Annotated in this window: 27 protein-coding genes; 5 read left to right on the forward strand and 22 right to left on the reverse strand. The window is 56.6% G+C overall.

Annotation, left to right across the window (positions count from 1 at the left end; translation table 11 throughout):
• The 11 genes from QPL98_RS03110 to QPL98_RS03160 all read right to left on the reverse strand — a co-directional run bounded on the left by QPL98_RS03110 (position 1) and on the right by QPL98_RS03160 (position 9,344).
• Positions 1–1,155: an efflux RND transporter periplasmic adaptor subunit gene (locus QPL98_RS03110; protein ID WP_008172291.1), complete on the reverse strand. Its 1,155-nt coding sequence runs from the start codon at positions 1,153–1,155 to the stop codon at positions 1–3.
• A 23-nt stretch (positions 1,156–1,178) separates the two neighbouring features.
• The gene (locus QPL98_RS03115; RefSeq protein ID WP_014420756.1) at positions 1,179–1,715 is read right to left on the reverse strand and encodes a TetR/AcrR family transcriptional regulator; all 537 of its coding nucleotides are present in this window, start codon (positions 1,713–1,715) and stop codon (positions 1,179–1,181) included.
• 64 nt (positions 1,716–1,779) lie between these two features.
• The gene (locus QPL98_RS03120) at positions 1,780–2,307 is read right to left on the reverse strand and encodes a MerR family transcriptional regulator (protein ID WP_011784906.1); all 528 of its coding nucleotides are present in this window, start codon (positions 2,305–2,307) and stop codon (positions 1,780–1,782) included.
• Between the two features lie 50 nt (positions 2,308–2,357).
• Positions 2,358–3,161, reverse strand: coding sequence for a prolipoprotein diacylglyceryl transferase (gene lgt, locus QPL98_RS03125; RefSeq protein ID WP_053115065.1), 804 nt, complete (start codon positions 3,159–3,161; stop codon positions 2,358–2,360).
• A 39-nt stretch (positions 3,162–3,200) separates the two neighbouring features.
• The gene (gene ccmI / locus QPL98_RS03130; RefSeq protein WP_011784904.1) at positions 3,201–4,091 is read right to left on the reverse strand and encodes a c-type cytochrome biogenesis protein CcmI; all 891 of its coding nucleotides are present in this window, start codon (positions 4,089–4,091) and stop codon (positions 3,201–3,203) included.
• On the reverse strand, positions 4,088–4,576 hold the full coding sequence (locus QPL98_RS03135) for a cytochrome c-type biogenesis protein (protein WP_011784903.1): 489 nt from the start codon (positions 4,574–4,576) through the stop codon (positions 4,088–4,090). Before QPL98_RS03135 ends, ccmI begins: the two co-directional genes overlap by 4 nt.
• Positions 4,567–5,091 (reverse strand): DsbE family thiol:disulfide interchange protein, encoded by a 525-nt coding sequence (locus QPL98_RS03140; RefSeq protein WP_011784902.1) that lies wholly within the window; start codon positions 5,089–5,091, stop codon positions 4,567–4,569. The genes QPL98_RS03135 and QPL98_RS03140 overlap by 10 nt, the downstream gene beginning before the upstream one ends.
• The gene (locus QPL98_RS03145) at positions 5,088–7,085 is read right to left on the reverse strand and encodes a heme lyase CcmF/NrfE family subunit (protein WP_058089887.1); all 1,998 of its coding nucleotides are present in this window, start codon (positions 7,083–7,085) and stop codon (positions 5,088–5,090) included. The genes QPL98_RS03140 and QPL98_RS03145 overlap by 4 nt, the downstream gene beginning before the upstream one ends.
• A 108-nt stretch (positions 7,086–7,193) precedes the next feature.
• Complete coding sequence (locus tag QPL98_RS03150) at positions 7,194–7,832, reverse strand: peroxiredoxin (RefSeq protein ID WP_058089838.1); 639 nt, start codon at positions 7,830–7,832, stop codon at positions 7,194–7,196.
• Positions 7,833–7,931: 99 nt separating this feature from the next.
• Positions 7,932–8,444: a signal peptidase II gene (gene lspA, locus QPL98_RS03155; protein ID WP_303292670.1), complete on the reverse strand. Its 513-nt coding sequence runs from the start codon at positions 8,442–8,444 to the stop codon at positions 7,932–7,934.
• A 3-nt stretch (positions 8,445–8,447) separates the two neighbouring features.
• Positions 8,448–9,344: a cation transporter gene (locus QPL98_RS03160; protein ID WP_150994391.1), complete on the reverse strand. Its 897-nt coding sequence runs from the start codon at positions 9,342–9,344 to the stop codon at positions 8,448–8,450.
• 97 nt (positions 9,345–9,441) lie between these two features.
• Here QPL98_RS03160 and cadR (QPL98_RS03165) point away from each other — a divergent pair, with 97 nt between their 5' ends.
• Positions 9,442–9,846: a Cd(II)/Pb(II)-responsive transcriptional regulator gene (cadR, locus tag QPL98_RS03165; protein ID WP_011784897.1), complete on the forward strand. Its 405-nt coding sequence runs from the start codon at positions 9,442–9,444 to the stop codon at positions 9,844–9,846.
• A gap of 225 nt (positions 9,847–10,071) precedes the next feature.
• Here the strand turns inward: cadR (QPL98_RS03165) and QPL98_RS03170 are convergent, their stop codons facing one another.
• The 4 genes from QPL98_RS03170 to lnt all read right to left on the reverse strand — a co-directional run bounded on the left by QPL98_RS03170 (position 10,072) and on the right by lnt (position 13,744).
• Entirely contained in the window at positions 10,072–11,025 is a 954-nt protein-coding gene (locus tag QPL98_RS03170) for a bile acid:sodium symporter family protein (protein ID WP_011784896.1), read from the reverse strand.
• The gene (locus QPL98_RS03175) at positions 11,022–11,582 is read right to left on the reverse strand and encodes an MBL fold metallo-hydrolase (protein WP_011784895.1); all 561 of its coding nucleotides are present in this window, start codon (positions 11,580–11,582) and stop codon (positions 11,022–11,024) included. Before QPL98_RS03175 ends, QPL98_RS03170 begins: the two co-directional genes overlap by 4 nt.
• A 139-nt stretch (positions 11,583–11,721) precedes the next feature.
• The gene (gene lspA, locus QPL98_RS03180) at positions 11,722–12,198 is read right to left on the reverse strand and encodes a signal peptidase II (RefSeq protein ID WP_028615086.1); all 477 of its coding nucleotides are present in this window, start codon (positions 12,196–12,198) and stop codon (positions 11,722–11,724) included.
• Between the two features lie 106 nt (positions 12,199–12,304).
• On the reverse strand, positions 12,305–13,744 hold the full coding sequence (lnt, locus tag QPL98_RS03185) for an apolipoprotein N-acyltransferase (RefSeq protein ID WP_011784893.1): 1,440 nt from the start codon (positions 13,742–13,744) through the stop codon (positions 12,305–12,307).
• Between the two features lie 284 nt (positions 13,745–14,028).
• On the opposite strand from lnt, the gene cadR (QPL98_RS03190) reads away from it, so the two are divergent.
• On the forward strand, positions 14,029–14,430 hold the full coding sequence (cadR, locus tag QPL98_RS03190; RefSeq protein ID WP_008173755.1) for a Cd(II)/Pb(II)-responsive transcriptional regulator: 402 nt from the start codon (positions 14,029–14,031) through the stop codon (positions 14,428–14,430).
• Between the two features lie 46 nt (positions 14,431–14,476).
• Here cadR (QPL98_RS03190) and QPL98_RS03195 read toward each other — a convergent pair whose 3' ends face one another.
• From QPL98_RS03195 to merR, 6 genes are all read right to left on the reverse strand, one after another.
• Positions 14,477–15,052 carry a TlpA disulfide reductase family protein gene (locus QPL98_RS03195; protein ID WP_011784892.1) on the reverse strand — a complete coding sequence of 192 codons (576 nt, stop codon included), beginning with the start codon at positions 15,050–15,052 and terminating at the stop codon, positions 14,477–14,479.
• 56 nt (positions 15,053–15,108) lie between these two features.
• Positions 15,109–15,804 (reverse strand): SCO family protein, encoded by a 696-nt coding sequence (locus tag QPL98_RS03200; RefSeq protein ID WP_011784891.1) that lies wholly within the window; start codon positions 15,802–15,804, stop codon positions 15,109–15,111.
• Positions 15,805–15,853: 49 nt separating this feature from the next.
• The gene (locus QPL98_RS03205) at positions 15,854–16,444 is read right to left on the reverse strand and encodes a protein-disulfide reductase DsbD domain-containing protein (RefSeq protein WP_011784890.1); all 591 of its coding nucleotides are present in this window, start codon (positions 16,442–16,444) and stop codon (positions 15,854–15,856) included.
• Between the two features lie 16 nt (positions 16,445–16,460).
• A complete protein-coding gene (locus QPL98_RS03210; RefSeq protein ID WP_011784889.1) occupies positions 16,461–17,651 on the reverse strand; it encodes a protein-disulfide reductase DsbD in 1,191 nt (396 codons plus the stop codon).
• Positions 17,651–18,469 (reverse strand): thiol:disulfide interchange protein DsbG, encoded by an 819-nt coding sequence (dsbG, locus tag QPL98_RS03215; protein WP_011784888.1) that lies wholly within the window; start codon positions 18,467–18,469, stop codon positions 17,651–17,653. Before dsbG ends, QPL98_RS03210 begins: the two co-directional genes overlap by 1 nt.
• A gap of 693 nt (positions 18,470–19,162) precedes the next feature.
• The gene (gene merR / locus QPL98_RS03220) at positions 19,163–19,603 is read right to left on the reverse strand and encodes an Hg(II)-responsive transcriptional regulator (protein WP_011784886.1); all 441 of its coding nucleotides are present in this window, start codon (positions 19,601–19,603) and stop codon (positions 19,163–19,165) included.
• A gap of 73 nt (positions 19,604–19,676) precedes the next feature.
• On the opposite strand from merR, the gene merT reads away from it, so the two are divergent.
• The 3 genes from merT (at position 19,677) to merA (ending at position 21,831) form a co-directional block, all read left to right on the forward strand.
• Positions 19,677–20,027 (forward strand): mercuric ion transporter MerT, encoded by a 351-nt coding sequence (gene merT, locus QPL98_RS03225; RefSeq protein WP_011784885.1) that lies wholly within the window; start codon positions 19,677–19,679, stop codon positions 20,025–20,027.
• 14 nt (positions 20,028–20,041) lie between these two features.
• A complete protein-coding gene (gene merP, locus QPL98_RS03230) occupies positions 20,042–20,338 on the forward strand; it encodes a mercury resistance system periplasmic binding protein MerP (protein WP_199451891.1) in 297 nt (98 codons plus the stop codon).
• An 86-nt stretch (positions 20,339–20,424) separates the two neighbouring features.
• Positions 20,425–21,831 (forward strand): mercury(II) reductase, encoded by a 1,407-nt coding sequence (merA, locus tag QPL98_RS03235; RefSeq protein ID WP_091704926.1) that lies wholly within the window; start codon positions 20,425–20,427, stop codon positions 21,829–21,831.
• Positions 21,832–21,864: 33 nt separating this feature from the next.
• On the opposite strand, the gene QPL98_RS03240 is transcribed toward merA, so the two are convergent.
• Positions 21,865–22,614, reverse strand: a complete 750-nt coding sequence (locus tag QPL98_RS03240; RefSeq protein WP_091704929.1) for a TVP38/TMEM64 family protein — start codon at positions 22,612–22,614, stop codon at positions 21,865–21,867.
• Positions 22,615–22,750 lie beyond the last annotated feature (136 nt).

A 22,750-nucleotide genomic window follows, 5' to 3' on the forward strand; every position in this document is an offset into this window, starting at 1 on the left:
TCAGAGCCCGCCCTCTTTTTCCCAGGGACGGACCGAACGATCCCTGTTCATCCGGTGAGCGCCGGCAACCACGATTCTGTCGCCCGGGCTGAGCTCTCCCCGAACAAGCACGCCATCGTTCATTTTCTTACCCGGCTCGACATCCACCGGCTCGACGCTGCCCGTGTTATCGCCATTCTCACCATCGGCAGCAGCCACGTATCGCCAAACCACGCTAGTGCCGGGTTCTGCGTCAGGTGTTACAAGCGCCGCGGTTGGTATCAGCCACGACGGGGCGCTCTCTCCAGCCAATGTGCCGTAATCAAGCAGAACGGTCGCGCTCATCCCCGAAAGCACTGTGATGTCCTCGGGTTCAGGGAGCGTTACGGTAACCTCATAACTGAGCGACCCCTGAGAGGCATTGCTGTCATGCTCTTTGTAGCTCGCGGCGTAGCGTTTATCGGGAAGCTCGGGAAACTGTACCCACGCGATAGTGTTGCCATTGGCGCGAACGTTCCTGGATCTCTGTGGTTGAAGGCGGCGGACCTGTTGTTCAGGCATCTGGAACGAGACGTCGATAGAGCCGGGCCGTTGCAGTTCGGCAATGGCCTGCTGCGCTGATACAACCTGAAAGACATCCACCGGCACCCGTGAAATGACGCCATCAAATGGCGCTTTGAGAACGGTATAGGAAAGTTGGTCCTCCGCGCTGGCCAGTTGCGCTCTGGCAGAGAGGTACTCGGCCTCGGCCTCATCGAAACGGGCCTGACTGATGGCCTGGCGCTCCAACGATATTCGCATTCGCTCGAAGGTGGCCTGTGCCAGATTGAAATTTGACCGGGCGTTTTCCAGGCGGGTTCTTGCGTCCCGATCGTCCAGGCGGGCAACGACCTCCCCTTTTTCCACAGTGTCGCCTGCTTTAACGGCCAGCTCCGTCAGCTCTCCTCCCACTCTGAAAGAGAGTTCTGAATGGTCAGACGCCGAGACTCTGCCCGGATACTGATTGAGCGTGCCTGACTGCGCCTGCTCCAGCGTCATGAGCTTTACCGGGTAGACAGTTTGCTGTGTCAGAGGGGGCGCCTCCGCCGAACATCCCATCACCAGGAGGCTCGAAAGCATTGCAAGCGCTTGTAGGCCTCTCAAGGGCATGGCGGTACTGACCATCTTGAATTTCATAACGCGTCACTCTCCAGAAAAAATTAGGTATTCCGACGATCGGCAACCGCATCCCAAGCCATATTAAACGCTAATTCGATATGCTCATCGGTACCTTCGAACGACCCTTGCAGGCATCGTTGAACGAGGTGGTAAATCGGGCGGAACATAAACGTTTCGAGAAGTGGAAAAGGTACCGGTTTGATCAGCCCGGATTGCTTTCCCTGATCAACTGCATTCAAAAGATTTGCGGCTCGGCTTTCGTTTCGTGCCTGGATCTCGGGAGTCATCCAAGCAGAATGCGTGAACGTCTCGTGGTAGCGGAATAGTTCCGGACGCTCAAGGCCGATCCGGAACAGTGTGTGCCACTGGCGTCGCAGTCCTTCACGCAGATCTTTCCCGCGAGAAAAACTGTCCAGCGCCGCATCAATGACCTGATCGCTGACGTAATAAAATGTCGCCAATAAAAGCTGTTCTTTATCTTCGTAATAGATGTACAGCGTGGCTGGTGACAAACCCGCAGCCTTGGCTATCTTGCCAACCGAGGTTGCTGAAAAACCGTGATCTGCTACTTCCCTCACGGTAGCTTCCAGGAAGGCTATTCGTTTCGAGTCGTCTCTTTGCCGCATTTGTCTGCTCAACGCTTCAAATTGGTCGGCCTAAAATAAATGCACGTTCACTTATTTTCAAACCGAAAATATAGGCGTATACCGAAGTAGGTGCCCTACTGAATTCCTGGACAGAATGGCCATTGGGGGCTCCATCAGGCATCTGTCTCCAAACCTGGACTGTAGTTTTCATGTCGTCACGAAGTCTCTTGAGCTCCTTTAACTCCTGATCCAGTCTGCAAAGGCGGTCTGTGAATAGCTCCTTCAGGTCGCTGCCAGCCAAGCCACCCTCCGTCCCATGACTTAGAATGACTTTGACTTCACGCAGGTTGAATCCCAGCTTGTTTGCCACGCGAACAAACCGTAAGCGCCACAGGTCTTCCGAATTATACAAGTTGTAGCCATTTCGGGGATCTTTTCGTGGCCGAAGTAACCCTTCACGGTTATAGAAACGAACGGTGTCCGGAGAGACATCCGCCAAGTTTGCAATTTCATTGACTTTCATCGTGCCCACATCGCTCGCATGAAACAGATCCCGATATATCAGAGGAGAAAACGCCAGCATGACCACTCTGAAACTCTCTCAATTTGTTATTGCATAAATGAAGTCGACCTTTATCCGCCCGTCGCCACCTTTACGTTATTGATCGGTTGGCTTTTCGACCAAGCGACTAACCCAAGGCCTCCAAGGATCATCGGCAAGGTCAACAACTGCCCCATGGTCACCCAGTCAAGGGCAATGAACCCCAGTTGCGGGTCGGGGAGGCGAACAAACTCGACCGCAAAACGGAAAATTCCGTAGAGCAACAGGAACAGGCCGGACGTTGCGCCCATCCGACGAGGGTGGCGTGAGAACCACCACAGCACCACAAACAGCACAACACCTTCCAGGGCAAACTCGTACAATGACGACGGGTGACGTGGCGCCGACCCCATATTCGGGAACACCATGGCCCAGGGCACGTCGCTGACCCGCCCCGGGAGCTCGTGGTTGATAAAGTTGCCAAGGCGACCCGCCCCCAGGCCAATTGGCACCAGTGGCGCTATAAAATCCGTGAGTTGGAAAAACCGCAGGTTCTGCTTGCGGGCGAAGACCAAGGCTGCAATCAGGACGCCGGTCAAGCCGCCGTGAAAACTCATGCCCCCTTCCCAGACCTTGAACAGCCAAAGCGGATTGTCTGCCAGCTTGTCAAAACCGTAGAAGAGCGCATAACCGACGCGGCCACCGAGAATGACGCCCATCGCGCAGTAGAAAATCAATGTTTCAACAGCGTCTGCGTTCAACCCGAGTCGATGAGCCCGACGACGCCCCAGCCACCAGGCCGCGAGAAAACCGACAAGGTACATCAGGCCGTACCAATGGATTTTCAGTGGGCCCAGTGCAATGGCTACCGGGTCTATTTGAGGATACTGAAGCATAAGCTTCCCTGATTTCGTGTGTGAACGTGCGTTAGGGTTTCAATCAGTAACACGTTCCGCTCCATTGGCTGTCTCCTCCAATCGTTGCCTGGCAACAGCGATACCGCTGCGCATGGCCTGTGCGGACTCGTTATCGCCGAAGCCAGCCAATGCCCGGCGCCAGTAATTGATCGCCTGTTCATAGCGGCCGTCGTCAAAGGCCTCGACCCCCAGTATGCCCAGCGCCGTTGGCTCACGTGGATCCTTGTCGAGTATTTCGTCGATCAGCGCATGCACTTCATCGGTCAGGCTGCGCCCGGCCACAAAGAATTTTATCTGAGCCAGTTGGGCCAGAAGATCTACTCTGCGGCCTTCCAGTTCGATCAGTCGTTCCAGGGCGTCAATCGCCTGACCCGGTTGACCGATCTTCTGGTAAAGCGGAAACAGCAAGGACCAGACCTTGGGATTATCCGGCTGAGTCCCGGCTTCCTCTTCGAGCCGACCAACCAGGGTTTTCATTGAGGCACCGGGCGTGTTGAGCACGTCCTGCTGGGCGGCATGCAGCGCCAGATCGCCATCGGCACCCAGCCATCGATAGCCGATCATGCTGGCAGCCATGACTGCCGTTATCACCAGTGGAATCATCAAACGTCCTGACAGGGGGCGCCTGAGAGGCATTCGGCGATGGGCCTCGGTGTCCTCCAGCAGATTGCGGTCCAGCTCGTGGCGGCCTTCTTCAAAACGGGCGACGTCAATCTCGCCGCGATCGCGGGCGCTTTTCAGGGCTGAAAGCCGGCGTTCATAGACGGCCAGGTTTTGCGCCTCAGCGTGATCATCGGCCTCAAACCGCTGCTGCCAGTCATGGATCGCCCTTGCTCTTCGCAACGGTAGACTCAGGAACCACAGCGCTATAAGCAACAGTGTGCCGATACTTAACCAGAGCATAGTCATTCCGACCTCTCACGATGACGATGAATCAAAGAGGACAGGCGGGTACGCTCCTCCTCGGAGAGCGGCCGCACTCGCCGGTGCCTGCGTGCCCGGACAAAGGCAATCACAACCAGGGCGCCTCCTGCTACCAGCGCTGCCGGCAATGCCCAAAGCAGCCACGTGCGCCCGTCAAGGCGCGGATTGTAAAGAACGAACTCGCCAAAACGATTAGCCATGAAATCAAGAATTTCCTTATCCGCACGCCCCTCATGAAGCATCAGCGCTACCCGCTCCCGCATGTCCGCCGCCACCGGCGAATCGGAGCTGTCGATGGCTTGAGCATCACATTTAGGGCACCGCAATGACGCCGTAAGGTCGCGATAACGCTCCGCCATCACCGGATCCTCGAAATGACGCGCATCAATTGCCGTATCCGCCATCGACTGGAACGAGGCCATCAAAAGCACGATGACCACACAGCAACGGATCTTCAGGGTTAGCGCCATTTCTCTACCTCCATCATGACTTCATCCACCTGGGCGGGCGTTATGTACCCAACGTGCTTGTATCGAACGATACCGTCTGCGTCGACCAGGAAGGTTTCGGGCACGCCATACACGCCAATTTCAAAACCCAGGTCACCGGCAGGATCGAAGATGTTGACCTCGAAAGGTTTTCCGAACTCTTCGAGAAACTGTCGCCCCAGGTCACGGGCGTCTTTATAGTTGATGCCCACCATCTGAATGCCGCGCTCGGAGAGCGCCAGTAGCTGGGGCATTTCCTCCTTGCAGGTCGGGCACCAGGATGCCCAGACATTGACCAGAGATATCTGCCCGCGAAGCAGGGATTCATCCACCTCGGTATCAGGGTCCTCCAGCGTCGGGAGCGTGAACGCGGGAAACGCCTGGCCTATCAGGGCTGACTCGCGAGCACTGGGATCCAGCGAAAGCCCCCGGTACAAAAAGAAGGCCAGGCCAAGGAACACCACAAACGGAAGCAGCAGCAACAGGCGACGCATCATGCGCGAACCTCGCGTGCCGGCCTCATCGATTCGCGGTCAGCTGCGGCTGCACGGCGGCGACGGTAGCGACGGTCTGCCACGGCCAGCACGCCCCCGGAGGCCATCAGCAGCGCACCCAGCCAAAGCCAGCGTACAAATGGCTTGACCTGTAGGCGCATTGCCCAGCTGCCGTCGTCCAGTTCCTCCCCCATGGCCACGTAAAGGTCCCGCAACAGGCCGGGGTCGAGTGCGACATCGGTCATCGGCTGCCCTCGGGCAATGTACAGGCGCTTCTCCGGGTACAGGGTGGTGACAATCCGGCCTTCACGGGCAACCTCGATGGTCGCCGTATCGGCGAGGAAGTTGGGCCCCCGACGCTCGCCCAGTTCGGTCAGCGTAAAATCGTACCCGCCCAGATTCACCTGCTCACCGATATCAAGCCGCACATTACGCTCCATGGCGTAGTTCGACACCATCACCACGCCCACGATGGTGACGGCCAGGCCCACGTGGCCGACCACCATGCCCCAGTATGAAGGGGTCAACTTACGCAATCCGGACAGCGCAGAGGACGCATTGCGGACTTTATCAAACAGGTCGCGCACCAACGCCAGTACTACCCACAGGGCCGCCACCATCCCCAGCGCCACGGCGACATTCCACTGGCCGTTGTAAAGAAACGGTATCGATATCGCAATCGCCAGTGCGGCCAAGCCCGCCCCCAGTAGTCGCCGGAACAGCTCCCGACCGGGCATCTGCTTCCAGCGTGAGACCGGCCCCAGCCCCATAAAGGCACACAGCATGACGGTCAGTGGCACGAACAGGCTATTAAAGTAAGGCGCGCCGATACTGACCTTGCCCAGCCCGAGTGCATCCAGGATCAAGGGGTACAGGGTGCCCATCAGGACCGTGATCGTCATGATGACCAGCAAAATATTGTTGATCAGCAACAGAGCATCCCGGGAAAGCCAGCTAAAGCCCGCATTGGCGCTCATTCGCGGCGCCCGTAGCGCAAAGATCAAAAGCGAGACGCCGACCGTTATTCCCAGCAACGCCAGAATGAAGAGCCCCCGAGATGGATCATTGGCAAAGGCATGAACCGAGGTCAGTACCCCTGAGCGCACCAGGAAGGTGCCCAGTAACGAGAGTGAGAACGTGAAAATCGCCAGCAGTGCCGTCCAGCTCTTGAACGTGCCGCGTTTTTCCGTGACCGCCAGTGAATGTATCAGCGCTGTCCCGCTCAGCCAGGGCAGGAGCGATGCATTTTCCACCGGATCCCAGAACCACCAGCCGCCCCAACCCAGCTCATAGTAGGCCCACCAGCTACCCAGAGCGATGCCGAGGGTCAGAAAGGCCCAGGCAATGTTGGTCCACGGCCGAACCCAGCGCGTCCAGGCCGCATCGAGACGCCCTTCGATCAGCGCAGCGATGGCAAAAGCAAAGACCACTGAAAAACCCACATAGCCCATGTAAAGCATCGGCGGATGGATGATCAGGCCAACATCCTGCAACAACGGATTCAGATCGGCACCGTCGGCTGGCATGCCCGGCAACAGGCGATCAAAGGGACTGGACGTAACGACGATGAAAAGCAGGAACCCTGCGCTGACGACACCCAGAACTCCCAGAACCCGTGCCAGCATATCCCGTGGCAACTGGCGGGAAAACAGACTGACGGCAAAGCCCCAGCCACTGAGAATCAGACTCCATAACAGCACCGAGCCTTCATGAGAGCCCCAGACGGCGGTGAACTTGTAGTACCAGGGCAGCATCGAGTTGGAATTACGGGCCACATAATCCACGCTGAAATCATCCAGAAGAAAACTGGCGGTCAGGCTGGCATAAGAAACCAGTAGAAAAACAAATTGCCCCCATGCCATGGGCTCTGCAAATGCCATCCACAACGGGCGCCGGGTGGCGGCTCCCAGCAAGGGCACGGTCGCCTGAAGCAGCGACAGGCAAAGTGCAATCAATAACGCGAAGAGACCAACTTCAGGGATTGTCAGGGTAAGCATTTCGGGGCCGTGTTCGGTTGCGGGTTCGGCGATGACCGAACCTATCGGTGAAGGTTTCTCAGGTATTGCTTCGTCAGCCAGCCACAAGGCCAGCTGACGAATTCTCTATTACTTCCGACCAGGTTGGCGGGTAACGCGCAGATACGGTGTCTGCTCATCCCATCCGTCGGGGAAGCGCTCTTTGGCCTCTTCGTTGGAGAGCGACGGAACGATGATCACATCCTCGCCATTCTTCCAGTCCACCGGCGTGGCCACTTTGTGGTTGTCGGTCAGTTGGAGCGAATCAATGACGCGCAGGATCTCGTCCAGATTGCGCCCGGTGCTGGGCGGATACGTCAGCATCAGGCGGATTTTTTTCGCGGAATCGATAATGAATACCGTTCGAACAGTCACCTTGGGATCGGCTTTTGGATGGATCATTCCGTACTGGTCGGCAACCACCTGATCCTTGTCTGCCAACAGGGGAAAATTGAGCCCCTTGCCCTGGGTTTTCTCGATATCCTTCGCCCAGTCTTTATGGGAGTCGAGCGGGTCGACGGAGACCCCGATCAGCTTCACACCGCGACTGGCGAACTCGTCCTTACGCTTGGCGAAGGCGCCGAGCTCTGTGGTACAGACAGGGGTGTAGTCGGCGGGGTGTGAAAACAGCACGGCCCAGTCGTCTCCCAGCCACTCATGAAACTGAATGTTTCCCTCGGTGGATGCGACGGTGAAATCGGGAGCGGTTTCTCCAAGTTGCAATGTCATCGTTTCATTCTCCTTTGCTTTGGCTGTCGTTCTCGGTTCGTCAGTACAGACGATATCTTTAAAGTCAACTTTAAGGTCAAGGCGTTTGTCAGATGTTTTTTAGCCTGATCCATCGAGCTCGACGTTCGTGCCCGATTTTTCGGGTATGAAACTGACATAGAGGAAAAGCACGGTGCCCAGCACAATGGCGATATCGGCAAGGTTAAAGGCTGGCCAGTGCCAGGATTGCCAATAGACATCAAAGGAATCCACAACATAGCCGCGGAATATCCGGTCAATCAGGTTGCCCATGGCACCGCCAAGAATAAGACTGTACGCGATGGCTTCTCCCCTGCGGCGGCACTGAAGAATCAGCCCGATCAGTACAATCGAGACAACTACCGCGACTGTGATAAGAAAGTATCGCTGCCAACCTCCGCCATCGGCAAACAGGCTGAATGCGGCGCCGGTGTTCCAGACATGAACCCAGTTAAAGAACGGGGTCACCGGAATCGATTCGCCATACGCCATTGACTGCTGGACCAGCCATTTTACAACCTGATCAGACGCCGCAATCAGGCCCGAAATCGCCAGCAGGCTATACGGCAAGAGTTTTTTGGTAACGATGGACATTGTTTAACCCTTAAGCGCCAGGATGCGCCTGGCACCGTTGAGTACGATAATCCCCGCGATGCTGCCGATGATCAGGTCCGGATAATTGGAGCCAGTCCATGCGACCAGGGCGCCAGCGGTAATGACCCCCAGATTGATGACCACATCGTTGGCTGAGAATATCCAGCTCGCCTTCATGTGGGCACCGCCCTCCCGATGTTTGGATATCAGCAGCAGACAGGTGGTGTTAGCGATCAATGCGATGAACGCAATCCCCATCATTGCCAGCGACTCCGGCTCACTGCCGAAGACAAAGCGCCTCACCACCTCTGCGAGTGCGCCCACAGCCAGAATCAGTTGGAGTACGCCCGCGAGATGCGCCGCACGCACCTGCATTTTCACGCTGTGCCCAACCGCATACAGGGCGAGCCCATACACGGCCGCGTCGGCGAAATTGTCCAGGGATTCTGCAATCAGTCCGGTAGACTGGGCGATCAGGCCGGCCGTCATTTCCACCGCAAACAGGACGGCATTGATACCGAGCAACCAACGCAGGGTGCCGGACTCCTGCTCGGCCGAGATAGCCGTACCCCCGACCGCCTTGATTGACTCAGGGTCGGCAGCGGCCGTTTCCTGAAGCGAAGCTCCCAGCCCGAGGGTTGCCAGCTTCGCGGTGATAGGCTCAGCCTCGCCATCGTGCACAACCTTCAACCGCCGATCAGACAGCTCAAAGGACAGCCCGCGAATGTCTTCAAAACCGTTCAGGGCCAGGCGAATCATCCGTTCCTCCGAAGGACAATCCATCTTCGGTACGGTATACACACTGATCCAGTTGCCGGACGCTTCAGAGGCCCACGACCCGGTATTACCCTCGGCGGGTGTTGCGTCGCAGCCACAGGCGTCTTCACAGGATTTACTCATGATACGGCTCCACTTGAGTATTGTCGGATTATGATTTAAAACTATATAGTCACTATAAGGTCAATAGAACAGATACCATTTGTCGAGGAGAAGCCCGATGCGCATTGGTCAGTTGGCACGGTCCGTAGGCGTCGATACCCAGACCATCCGTTTCTATGAGCGAGAAGGCTTGTTACCACCGCCGGATCGTCAGGACAACGGCTACCGTATTTACACCGAACGGCATGTTGAGCGACTGGCCTTCATCCGGCGCTGCAGAATACTTGAGCTGTCACTCGCTGAAATTCACGAGTTACAGCGTTATCAGGGCGCGCCCCATCAGCCTTGCAGGGCCATCAACACCTTGCTTGATGATCAGATCGCTCATGTACAGTCTCAGATAACCGATCTGCAGGTACTGGAGAAACAACTTGTGTCGCTGCGAGCGAGTTGTAACGATGATCGGGAAATTGAGACCTGTGGGGTTCTCGAAGGGCTCAGCGAAGGAAACATGCAGCAGTAGCCTGAAGCACTTATGCTCAGTATTAGGGTAGCCCGCGTGGAAAGATCAAGATACTTGCGTAGGTGCTGAACATCCGTTCCCTGGCAGAGTTTTTCGGCAACACGGAGCCTGAGTAGTCGGCAGATGGAGCAAGTACTTCATCATCTCCTGTTTCGTTGAAAAGGCTGCATCAACTGTTGCCAGTAGTTCGTTGGGTAATTCGGCGCTGAAACAATACCAAGATCCTTAGTGCTGATCGCTCGCTCGGAATCGTAGTAAGCCGTGCCGTGCAAGGATCTTAGCGGCAATGGGTGAAGTAATCATTTGTATCACGGCAAAGAATGCGGCAGGAATCGCAATTTCTGAAGGTAAGCCAGATGCGGCGACAAAAGCAGCAGCAATGCTAAATTCTTTTTTGCTCACGGTGAAGAGATAGGTAATCACTTCTTTCCGGTCAGAGGTTAGCAACCGTGAGGACATTCCTATCAGGTAGCCAATCAGATTAAGACTCAGGGCTGCTCCAGCAATCAAAAAAGCGTACCAGCCATAGCCAATGATAGTTTCTGCGTTTGGGCCTACTACAGCCAGTAGTATCAGAAGATATATGATTGATCCAATTCCCGCGTACGTTGAATCATGGCGTGCAAAAAAATCTGGAAATCCTGTGCGTAAGCTCACTCCAACAACAGTGGGAACGAGAACGATCAAGGCTAATTCAAAGATGATTGCCCCGAGAGGAACTTCCAGTTGTATTCCAGTCAGCCATAAAAACAGGAACGGAACAATGAATGGCGATAGTGCTGTATTGACCGCATTAAAAACGGCTGCTAAGGCAACATTCCCCCGCGCCATTAATACCAGCAGCGGAGACGAAACATCTGTCGGCAATGTGCCAAGCAACGTTTGACCTGCTGCAAGAGGTCCGTTCCCGAAAAATAAACGGCCAGTCAGAAAACCGGCAATCGACATCGGACCATAGACCAGACCTAGTGCTAAAAGTTGCCTTGAAGGTTTGCGAAAGACCACTCCAACGGCATGTGCGTCGAAGGTAAGACTGATGACAAGCATCAGCAGCGCGAGCAGTGGACCGATAAAGGGCTCTAGGTGCGTTCCTAACCCTGGGAATACTAAGACCAAACCAGCTAAAGTGATAACGAACCAAACAAGATTAGACTCCACAAAATAGATGAATCTGATCATATCTTGGAGTCCACCGTGCCCGATGAGGTTGGGCGACCTTCACACTGCGCGAACAACTCGATGGCTTTGTCGCAATAAGCACAGTGCCCATCGCAGCAGTCGTGCATCAGAAACGCTATGAGATCAGCAAGTACAGGAAAAATAGCACTGTCTTCGATCAGAAGAGCGTCGTCGGTGAAAATACGGTCGTCCAGACGGTATGCGAAATGGCCATCGGTATGGCCCGGCGTGTGAATCGGCTGGAAGCTGAGCCGACCGACCTGAAAGGGCCTCCCCTCCTCAACTCCTACGTCCGTGCAGGGCAGGCAATCCATGGCAGGCGCCGCGATTTTACTGCCCGCTTTCTGCTTTAGCTCGCGGGCGGAAGTGATGTGATCGGCGTGGATATGGGTATCCAGAGTGTATTCCAGCTTGAGCCCCAGCTTTGATACCTCTGCCAGGTCGCGCTCGACCGAGTTGATAACCGGATCAATCAGGACCGCTCGTCCGGTTTCCTCGCAGCCCAGAAGATAGGTGTAAGTGCTGGATACGGGTTCATACAGTTGTCGAAAGATCATGTGATGTCCCCTGTCTGCGTCGGCGCTTCCATCCGCAAATGCTACCATCAACCTGCATGGGCAACCGGCTTGCTGTGTGCTTTATGAGAAAGAAGCTACGTATATCTGGGATAGGATCAAGCGTGCGACAGCGAAGACTCTAGCCGATTCCGCGGCGACGGCTGCCTGGCTGATGTCGTATTTCGGCCCAGATAAAGAGGGCAGCACCGAGGACGATCCATACGTCCGCCAGGTTGAACGATGGCCAGTGCCACTGGGCATAATGAAAATCGAGAAGATCCTCGACGTAGCCCAAGCGTAAGCGATCTGCGACATTGCCCAACGCACCGCCGAGGATAGCGCTGAGTGCGAGCCGATAACTCAGTACGCTCGGTGAACGCCAAAGCCAGTACACCAGTAACGTCGAGATAACCAAGGCCAGCCCGATGAAAAGCGGCTGCTGCCAACCGCCGGCATCCGCTAGAAAGCTGAACGCCGCCCCCGTATTGTGGCGGTGGACCCAATTGAAGAAGGGCGTGACCGATACACTTTCTCCATACATAAGCATGGTACTGGCAAGGTACTTGCTCGCCTGATCCGCCAGCAGTAACAGGAGCGAGAGCCACAGCCAGCGCATCGTTTTTCTCGGCTCGTGGGCTTTCTCTGCGAGCCAATTGCCATAAGTAGACAAATTCCTTCCTCCTCACCCAATTGAAAATCTGCTCGCTATAGAGTGGCGGGCGTCATGTACCCAGCCGATGATACTGGCGAATTCGAAGAAGCAGGAGCAAGCCGAGTCCGAGTGCGATCACACCAAGGACAGGCCAATCCCTCCAGCGCACATAAGGGGTCGCACCAGTTCGCGGTGTCACCTCGACGCTGAGGCTGGCTACGCGGAACTGAGGAGCGCGCTTGAGGATCTTTCCCTCGTAGCTGACAGCTGCTGTGATACCCGTGTTCGTGGCTCGCAGTAGGTCACGTCCGGTTTCGATGGCACGCATGCGGGCCATCTGGAAGTGCTGGAGAGGGCCGAGCGAGCTGCCGAACCAGGCATCATTACTGACATTCACCAGCACCTGCGCTTCGGGCAGAAGTTCCGTGACTTCAGCACCAAAGACCGCCTCGTAGCAGATGAGTGCCCCTACGGGCACCCCTGCTGCATTCAGGACGTGCGCGTCCCGTCCCGGTGTAAAATCGGACATGGGCGCCCCGAGCACGTCGAGGGCCGAACCCAAAAACTCCCGAAACGGAACATATTCACCGAAGGGCACCAGGTGGCGTTTGTAGTAGAAGCCTGAGGGATCGGAGAGGCTTACCACTGCATTATAGGCGCGGCCATCCGCCTCGCGTACCGGGACGCCAATCATTAACAAGGTGCCTGCCTGATCGGCTAACGCCTCAAGCTCAGCAAGATATTCTTTGGCCTGGTCATGCCACATCGGGATTGCCGCTTCTGGCCAGATCACGATGTCGGCCCCGAGATGCTGCTTCGTAAGCGCCTGATAGCGCTCAATTGTGATTTCCCGGTAATCCGGGTCCCATTTCTTGTCTTGCGCGATGTTTCCTTGCAAGAGGGCGACATCGATAGGGTCAGCGGCTGGCTGCGTCCACTCGCGGTCCAGGAGCTGCAAGCCAGCGAGAGTAACGATTAACACGGCACCGGCTACCGCTGCACGGCGCAGGCTTGGGCCTAAGATAACCCACGCAAGACCGCCGGCGAACAGTGCCACCAGAAAACTCACGCCAAGCACACCAAAGACAGGAGCGATAGTGGCGAGTGTGGTGTCGGTCTGGCTGTAGCCGATAAAGAGCCAGGGAAAGCCGGTCAAGAACCAGGTGCGCATCCATTCACTCAACACCCATGCCGCCGGTAGTCCTAGCCAGAGCGCCATCGCATCCATCTCAGGTCTCAGGCGGCGCACGAGATAGGCGACGCCCCATGGGAAGAGGGCGAGCAGCGAGACAAAGGCCGCTGTGGCTAACCCCGCCACCACAGGGCCATTGCCGTACTGGCTGATGCTGATGAAGACCCAGGAGACACCTACGCCGAAGTAACCAAGGCCAAAGAGGTAGGCCGACCATAGCACCTGACGCTTTGAAGATTGCGCGGTCAGGGCAAAAAATGCAGCCAGAGCGATCATTGCAAGCCATGCCCAGCCCACAGGGGCAAAGGCAAGCGGCATGGCGCCTCCGGCAAGTAGAGCTATCCCCCTTGTTAGAAGCTCCTTGTGGCGCATGCCCGTGGAGGGTAGCGCGTACTTATCACCCAATGCTCTCGCCTCCGAAGCCAGTATCAACCCTGTGGCTCATGCTTTTTTGCTCCGCTCAATTCAGTCCGCAGCCACAGGCGTCTTCACAGGATTTACTCATGATACGGCTCCACTTGAGTATTGTCGGATTATGATTTAAAACCATATAGCCACTATAAGGTCAATAAAGCAGATACCATCTGTTGAGGAGAAACCCGATGCGCATTGGTCAGTTGGCACGGTCCGTAGGGGTCGACACCCAGACCATCCGTTTCTATGAGCGAGAGGGCTTGTTACCGCCGCCGGATCGTCAGGACAACGGCTATCGTATTTACACTGAACGGCATGTTGAGCGACTGGCCTTCATCCGGCGCTGCAGAATACTCGAGCTGTCACTCGCTGAAATTCACGAGTTACAGCGTTATCAGGGCGCGCCCCATCAGCCTTGCAGGGCCATCAACACCTTGCTTGATGATCACATCGCTCAAGTACGGTCTCAGATAACCGATCTGCAGGTACTGGAGAAACAACTTGTGTCGCTGCGAGCGAGTTGTAACGATGATCGGGAAATTGAGGCCTGCGGGGTTCTCGAAGGGCTCAGCGAAGGAAGCATGCAGTAGTAGCTTGAAGCATTACGCACCTGCCTTTTCAATTGCGTAAATCCAGTCAGTCCGGAACCCCTTCAATGGTGCGGGTCATCAAATCCACCATGGCCGGGCTGTCCCATTCCGCGGCACCGACCAGGCGGCCAATTTCGCGACCGTCATGATCAAGCAGCAGCGTTGTAGGAACACCTTCTATGCCCAGTGTTGAGGTCGCCAGTGTGGACGGATCAATATACTGGCGAAGATGCTGAATGCTTGTTTCCCGGTAGAATTTTTCAACAACGCTGATGCCTACGTGGTCAACGGACAGCGCGACCACTTCAAATTGCTCGCCGCCCAGTTGAGCCTGGAGTGAGTCAAGCGTCGGCATTTCCTCACGGCAGGGTGCGCACCAGGTCGCCCAGATATTGAGCAAAATCGCCTTACCCTTAAAGTCAGCCAGTGTCAGCGGCCTGCCGTCTTCGTCTTCAAAAGCCAGCTCGGGCAGAGTGCGAGGGGACTCCCAGATCAGGAAACCCTGGGGCCCCACCGACTTCGGAACCTTCCCTGCAGCCATAACTTGAGCGGCTATGGAAATAGCAAGCGCGAAAAGGACTACGGCGATTCCCCGGGCGGCAGATATGCGCTGGTGACTCATTGGACATTACTCCTGATTACAGTGGTCGGTTTGTTGCCGGCATGGTGCCCCACGCGTTACTCACTCTGTAACAGCTCTTCAATTCGCCCGTGCAGTCGGCCCCAGAACCCATCATCGGCTGCCGCGTTGGGGCCTTTGGCAATGGCCGTCAGGTAGGTCACCAGGTGTTCAGGCTTGAATTTCAATCCATGGAACCGGGCCCGCATCTGCCCTTCCGGGTCAATCACGTGGGTTACCACACCATGGACCTGTACACCCTCACCCGTATCCCTGAACTGAACGCCGTAGGCTTTAGCAAGTTCTGGTGTCAGTTCAGGTGGTTCCATCCTGGCTCGGTAGAGGAATTGCCAGTTGCGGGGATTCAGATCGAAATTCTCGCCGTAGGCACGCATGTTTCTCCGGGTGCCTGCAACATCTTCCCGGTCCGTGGCAATGGTGATGAACACCACCTCTTCACTCAGCCCTTCTTCTTCAACCCCGGTTTGCAACTGCCGGATCAGGTTCATATGCAAAGGGCAGGCCTCGGTACAGCGCGTGTAGAGAAAGTTAAGCACAACGGTTTTGCCGTTTAAGTCGGCAAGGGCAAGGGTATTGCCATCAACGCCTGTAAGATCAAATTCAGGGGCCGGCTGATCCACAAACTGGGCATACCGCTCTTTCTCGTTCAACGAGGCCTCCACATCTTCCATGGAATGGGCCATGGCATTGGTGCTGACCTGGGCAACCATGGCAATCAGCAATTCTGAATACACTGTTCACAGTCATTCTCCATTTGAGTTGTTTTCCGAAGGGAGTCCCGGTTTATTGTGGCTTGATATCGTCCAGATTCAGCGCAACGGGCAGGTCAGCTGGTGCCAGGCAAACGCCCTCGTCACTGCAGGCCTGTACCCGTACCGTCATGTCTAGCTTGCCTGCCTCTTTCAGCGCGGCGGTCTGTTTTTCATCTGGCAGCAGCCGGATGCTCGCACCGTCGTCGTACACCTCCAGGGCGGTGTCACCCAGCACAATGTCACTGACCCGGCCGCGCGGGTACTCCGTCGGAATATCGAGCGACTGGCCGCCAGCCGAAGACTTGGCGACGGTGGGGATCAGAAACTCCATGGAGGCTGGATTCGCATTCACGTGCCAGCCCGGTTCAATGTCCAGTGTCAGAACGATTTCACCGGTCTCCCCTATCAGGGCTTTGCCGCCTTCCGCAAGATTGAGGCGGACCTTATCGGAAGAATCTGCCAACCCCGTGCGGGCAACTGGCGCCTGGGGGTCGGAACTGGCTTGTTCAGGCTGGGCTGAGCCAGGGGCCTTTCCGGAATTGGTACCGATCAACATGAACGCCGCGATCGCGATCAGAAAAACCGCTATGCCGGTCAGCAATACTTTGGCTTGGGTTGTCATGGTTCATCTCCAGTATCTAGGGTTGTGAATTCTCGGTGCGGTTGATCGCCTCGACCAGGCTGTCGGTATCAAAGAGCCCAGTGAAACGGGCGACAACGGTGCCGTCAGCGTCAAAAATCGCCGCAAAAGGCAAAGCTTGCCCACCCGTCGCGGTTAACAATGCGTCTTTTTCGGGATCGCTTGCTGTCACATCCACCTGAATCGGCACCATGCCGGCCCGCGCTACGGCTTCAGCCACAGCGGGCTCTTTATACACGGTGCGCTCCAGGACCTTGCAGTTGATGCACCAATCGGCAGTGAACTCCAGCAAATACGGCGTGCCACGGGCTTTTGTGTCCGCCAGGAGTTCTGCGGAGTAGGGCTGCCAGACAAGTTCGTCTTCGCCGCTGCCCAACGGAGATGCGAATACCACTGTCACCGCAAGGGCAAGGCCTGTCGCCGTTGCAGTGATCACGCGAACGGCACCGCTCCCCTGAACGAAACGACGGAGACCCCAGACCAGCACCAGCGCCAGCCAGGCCCACCACAGCCAGGGGTATACCGCTTTGGGCACCAGGCTCGCGCTGAAAAAGACGGCGGCGGCCAGCAATATCAGCGCGAGCACTTCACGAATGGCCAGGGTCCAGGGGCCCGCCTTGGGCAACCGGCTCAGCCACTCGGGCCTGAGCATCAGTACCGCGTAGGGCAACGACAGCCCCAGCCCGATACTGCCGAATATCCCCATGATGACCGGTGTCGGCTGGGTAACGGCAAAGGCCAGAACGCCACCGAGGAATGGTCCTGCGCAGGGCGCGGCCAGAATCGCACTCAACAGCCCGGATACATAGGCTTCAAAGTAACGCCGGCCATGCGCCGAGGCGGCGAATGTCGGGACGGGGATGGGCAGATCGAGCCAGGTAATCACCGCAAACCCGACCATTAACGCAACCAGGACGGCCACGAATAGCGTTGACTGGAACAATGTGCCCCAGTTCCACTGCAGCAGTGCGGTCAGGCCGCCCAGCGTCAGGAAAAAGGTGAGTGTTCCGGCCGTGAATGCCAACGCGGCCAGCACCCGATGGGACCTCTGGCCGCCCGCCTCCCGCAGGATGGTCCGGACCTTGATGGGGATCGCGGGCAGCACGCAGGGCGTCAGGTTCAGCAGTAGACCTGCCATAACCGCCATCATGATCTGGCCGGCAATGAGTAATGAGGGCAGCTGATCCATTACTCAGTGACTCCCAGCATCCTGCCGAGCGCTTCCTGGCTGGGCACACCAGTCTGGCCCCGCCATTGTCCGCTCGTGTCCTTGAACAGCAGCCCTGGCGTCCCGCTGAAACCCGCCTCGGCCATCCACTGACCGTGTTGTTCGAGGGCCTGTTGAAGGTCGGCCGGGATCGGAGTGAGTTCAGAAATGCCGCGGCCGTCACCGCTTTTTCCGAAGTTTTCCTCAAACACCTGGAGCGCCGCGGCTCGATCCTCTGCGTTCATGATTGCTGCAGAAAGCCCCAGGCTGGACGGTTTGAGAAACCCAACCATGACCCAGTGCAACCTGACTTTCCCCTCCGCAACCCAATCCCTGGTTTGCTGCCAGAATTTGTGGCAAAAAATGCAGTTGGGATCCGCGAAGATATAGACCTCAGGGGCATCTTTACCGCCCTCGCTCACCAGATGGGGGTCCCGGGAGAGCTGCTCGGCAACCGACGCATACGTCGGCTTCGGTATATAACGAGCGGAATATTCGCTGGTCAGATCGTTGCCATCACTCTCCAGAAGTGCGCCGGAAAAAGTGAGGTCACCGAGACCATAGAGGATTCCGGTTTTCCCGTCGCCGGTCTTTACAACATAGCCGGTCACGCCCTCGGCTGGCGTGGAGAAGCGTTCAGTCACCGTAAAACCGATTCTCTCCTGCAGTGCCTTGATTCCCGGGTCCATTGGTGGTGACGCCGAGGCCAAGGCAGCGAATAAACTCAAAAAAAGTGCCATCGAAAGCTTATGGCAGAGCACGGTCATGCCGCGCACCGGGTATTCCAGATAGAATGACATCACAGATACGTTCCCGTTTTCATGTATTCATCAGTCGATAAAATCACCAGCAAAGCTGCCTACGTGGTGGTCTACCGCGCAAGGCCAAACGACAGGCACTCGAAGCGAAAGCCTCTGGTAATCAAAGGTTCAGGAGACTGTTGATTACTTGGGAGGAAAAGGGTCTGGGCCAGAAAGTACACGGCCGGAATGAGAAGAATAGCCTTTCGGGCAGGGGGAAGATAACAGCACTACCGAGTCTCTAATTGCAGATTTCCCGACATGGGACGTTGAACACGGGCTACTGCAGCTGCCCTCGGCATTGAGCCCGGCGCAGTCATGCATCACCTGGGTGTCTGGCAACATGACACAAGCCTCGGCCATGGGTTCCGCTTCAAAAGAGGTCGCGGCAACTCCCTGTGCAACGGGGAGAAGAGCCACGAGCAGTAGTACTGCCAGTCCCATAAGCCGTGTGGTCATCGCACTGATATCCTGATTACAGAACAGCTAAAACATCTTCCGCGTGGGAAGATAGTCGCCCACTTTAACCTACATTGGCGGAAGTGCAAACAGACACGCTCCATCACCGTATCCGCCAATTCGGCTACCAGAGTAAGATGTTGGCGGCGCACATAAGTTCCTCAGAAGCTTGGGTGTGGGGACTATCCGGGGATAAAACATCCGCTCTCCCTCGAGCCCTCAGTCGAGTGAAAATCATGTTCTTTCACGTTGATCGTTCCCCCCCACTGCCCCCTCATGCAATGATGCAATCAATGGGCAGGTAATATTGTACGGATGGGCATGGCACTGCTCAACCATCTCGCCCAGTACCTTCTCGATTCTCCCCAGTTGGTCGATTTTCTCACGCACGTCCCGCAACTTGTGCTCGGCCAGAGCGCTGGCCTCCTGGCAGTGAGCGCCATCTTCAAGTTGTAGCAGGTCACTGATTTCGACAAGACTGAAGCCCAGCTGCTGAGCCGTTTTCACGAACATTAACCGCTCGATATCAGCTGGACCATAGCGCCTAATACCACCTGGAGGACGTTCCGGCTCCGGTACTAGACGTCGCCGCTGGTAATAGCGGATTGTCTCGACATGGACGTTGGCAGCCTTAGCCAGGCCACCGATGGTCAATGAATTCGCTTTATCCGGCATACCCCTTGACTCCGTAGCTGACTACGGAAGTAATCTTATCTCATCGAATGAAACCATGAAAGGTGTCAGCGTTATGCCGAATTCCAAATCGGGGCGTGTCCCCTTGGCTGCGGGAGGTATTGCGGGCCTTTTGGCTTCGGCCTGCTGTCTCGGACCGCTGGTACTTGTCGCGCTGGGTGTCTCCGGTGCCTGGATGGGCAACCTCACGGCTCTTGAACCTTACCGCCCGATTTTCATCGGCGTTGCATTGGTGGCCATGTTCTTCGCCTGGCGTCGAATCTTCCGGCCAGTGGAACAGTGTCAACCCGGTGAAGTGTGTGCCGTACCACGGGTGCGAACGACTTATAAGGTGATCTTTTGGGCAGTAACGGCACTGATACTGGTCGCCCTGTTGTTTCCCTATGCCCTTCCTCTGTTTTATTGAAAGGAGATTGTCCCATGAAAATGCGCTTTGCCATGACGTTGCTTTTCGCCCTGCTCAGCATGCCCTCGTGGGCCGCCATGCAGACAGTGACGCTTCCAGTTCCGGGGATGACCTGTTCCGCATGCCCCATTACCATCAAGCTGGCCTTGAACAAGGTGGACGGTGTTTCACAAGTCGACGTGAGCTATCCGGATCGAGAAGCCGTGATTACCTTTGACGACACACGAACATCGGTGGAAGCCTTAACCCAGGCAACGGGCGATGTCGGCTATCCCTCCACCCTGAAATCCCTGGAAACGGACAGTAAGTGAGTTGTGATAAAGGACTCCAAGCGCCCTCTGTTACACGCGACTCGGCGCCTGCCGTGACAATGCCCCAGTAATTCAAGGAACTCGGAATGAATAGTGACAAAAACCTGCATATCGCTGTGATTGGTAGCGGCGGCGCAGCCATGGCGGCTGCCCTGAAGGCCGCGGAGCGCGGCGCCCGCATCACCCTGATCGAGCGCGGCATTATTGGTGGTACCTGCGTGAATACCGGCTGCGTGCCGTCGAAAATCATGAGTCGTGCCGCGCATATCGCGCATCTGCGCACGGAGAGCCCATTTGACGGGGGCGTCAGCGCCCAGATACCGAAGGTGGACCGGGCGAACCTGCTTCAGCAACAGCAGACGCGTGTCGAGGAACTGCGCGACGCCAAGTACGAAGGGATTCTGCGCGACCAGACGGCAATCACGGTCCTGAACGGTGAAGCCCGGTTTGTCGATGCCAATAACCTGGTGGTCCAGTTGAACGAGGGCGGCGAGCAGAACGTCCATTTCGATCGCGCCTTTATTGGCACTGGCGCCCGTCCCGCAGAGCCGTCGATACCGGGGCTGGCTGAGACGCCTTATCTCACCTCCACCAGTGCGCTGGCATTAATTACTGTGCCTGAACGGCTGATCGTTATCGGCGCCGGTTTTGTTGCCCTGGAATTGGCCCAGGCGTTCGCCCGGCTGGATAGCAAGGTCACCGTGTTGGCCCGCAGCCACCTGCTATCCGGTGAAGAACCCGCCGTCGGTGAGGCCATAGAGGCGGCGTTCAGGCGCGAGGGCATCGAGGTGCTCAAGCAGACCCAGGCCAGCCGTGTGGACTATACCGACAATGAATTCGTTATCGAGACCAATGCCGGTACCTTACGAACTGATCAACTGCTGGTGGCGACCGGCCGGATACCCAATACCGAAAACCTGAACCTGGCGGGCATCGGTGTGGAAACCTCCCGTGGCGCGATTCAGGTAGATGGGCAACTGCAAACCACGGTCCCCGGTGTCTATGCCGCCGGTGACTGCACCGATCAGCCGCAGTTTGTCTACGTCGCCGCTGCCGGGGGCAGCCGGGCTGCGGTCAACATGACGGGAGGCGAGGCCACCCTGGATCTCAGCGCCATGCCGGGGGTGATGTTTACCGATCCTCAGGTCGCCACAGTTGGCCTGACAGAGGCCGAAGCGCTCAAGCAGGGCTACAATGTGGACACCCGTCTGCTGGATCTGGAAAACGTGCCGCGAGCGCTGGTGAATTTCAACACCCATGGCTTTATTAAGATGGTGGCCGAGCGCGATTCGGGACGCTTGCTGGGGGTGCAGGCGGTAGCCGGGGAAGCCGGTGAACTGATCCAGACGGCAGTCATTGCACTTCGGTCACGGATGACCGTGCAGGACATCGGCGATGAACTGTTTCCTTATCTGACCATGGTGGAAGGCCTCAAGCTCTGCGCGCAAACCTTCACCAAAGACGTGAAACAGCTGTCCTGCTGTGCGGGATGAGTATTTGCCAAGGCGCCTTCAACCCAACCTCTATCATGCAAGTTCGGACGCTTTCTGGTGCCTTAGGCGAGCCATGAGCAGCTTGGCAACAATCGGTAACAGGGTAATGCCACTGACCAGAATCAGAAGCACCGTCACCACCCCGGACTCAGAGGCCATGAGCAAGCCACCAAACGCAGTGATCAGATAGGCTGTCGGAATAACACCGGCCAGCGTTGCGACCACGAAGCGCCAGAACGCGAGTGGTGTCAGGCCCGCTGCATAGCTGACCCCATCGAAGGAGATAAAAGGCACCAACCTTGATGTAAAAATGACAAGCATCAATGCGCCCTGAGAGCGTTCCTTGCCAAGCCAATTCAATACCGGACGTAGTCGCTTCCAGCGATGGATAACGTCGTACCCCAAGGATCGAGCAATGGCGAAAGCGATCAGTGCGCCGGCCTCAGCACCGATAACCACGATGACTGTTCCCCATAGCGATCCATAGACCGCACCGGCAACCATGGCGATCGGGGCGCTGGGGATCGGGCTCAGGACAATGGCCGTGATCATCAGGCCAATGATACCCACCGGCCCCCAATACCCCAGTTGGTCAATCCATTCCGACAAGGCCGCCTTGTTGGTCACGGTGGTCAATGCTCCGGTCTCCAGCATGACCCAATAGATCGCAGCCAGTGCAGCCAGCAAGAGCATAACCCCGACTATTTTTGCTTTTGCGTTCGGTCTAACTCCCATACTTGCCATGGGTACCCGATGAAATTCATGCTTCAGGGTGGTAGTCATAATCTCCTCTGGCGTTCTTACTCGCGCGTCCAGAATCGTCCCTGTTTTTCGAAAACAGGTACTTGCCGAGGGCTGCGACGCCAAGTACCGAGTTATGGTGATTTCTGGTGTATGGAAGCAGGCTGAAGGGGTGGCG

Source organism: Marinobacter sp. ST-43 (assembly GCF_030541085.1).
Classification (GTDB): domain Bacteria; phylum Pseudomonadota; class Gammaproteobacteria; order Pseudomonadales; family Oleiphilaceae; genus Marinobacter; species Marinobacter nauticus.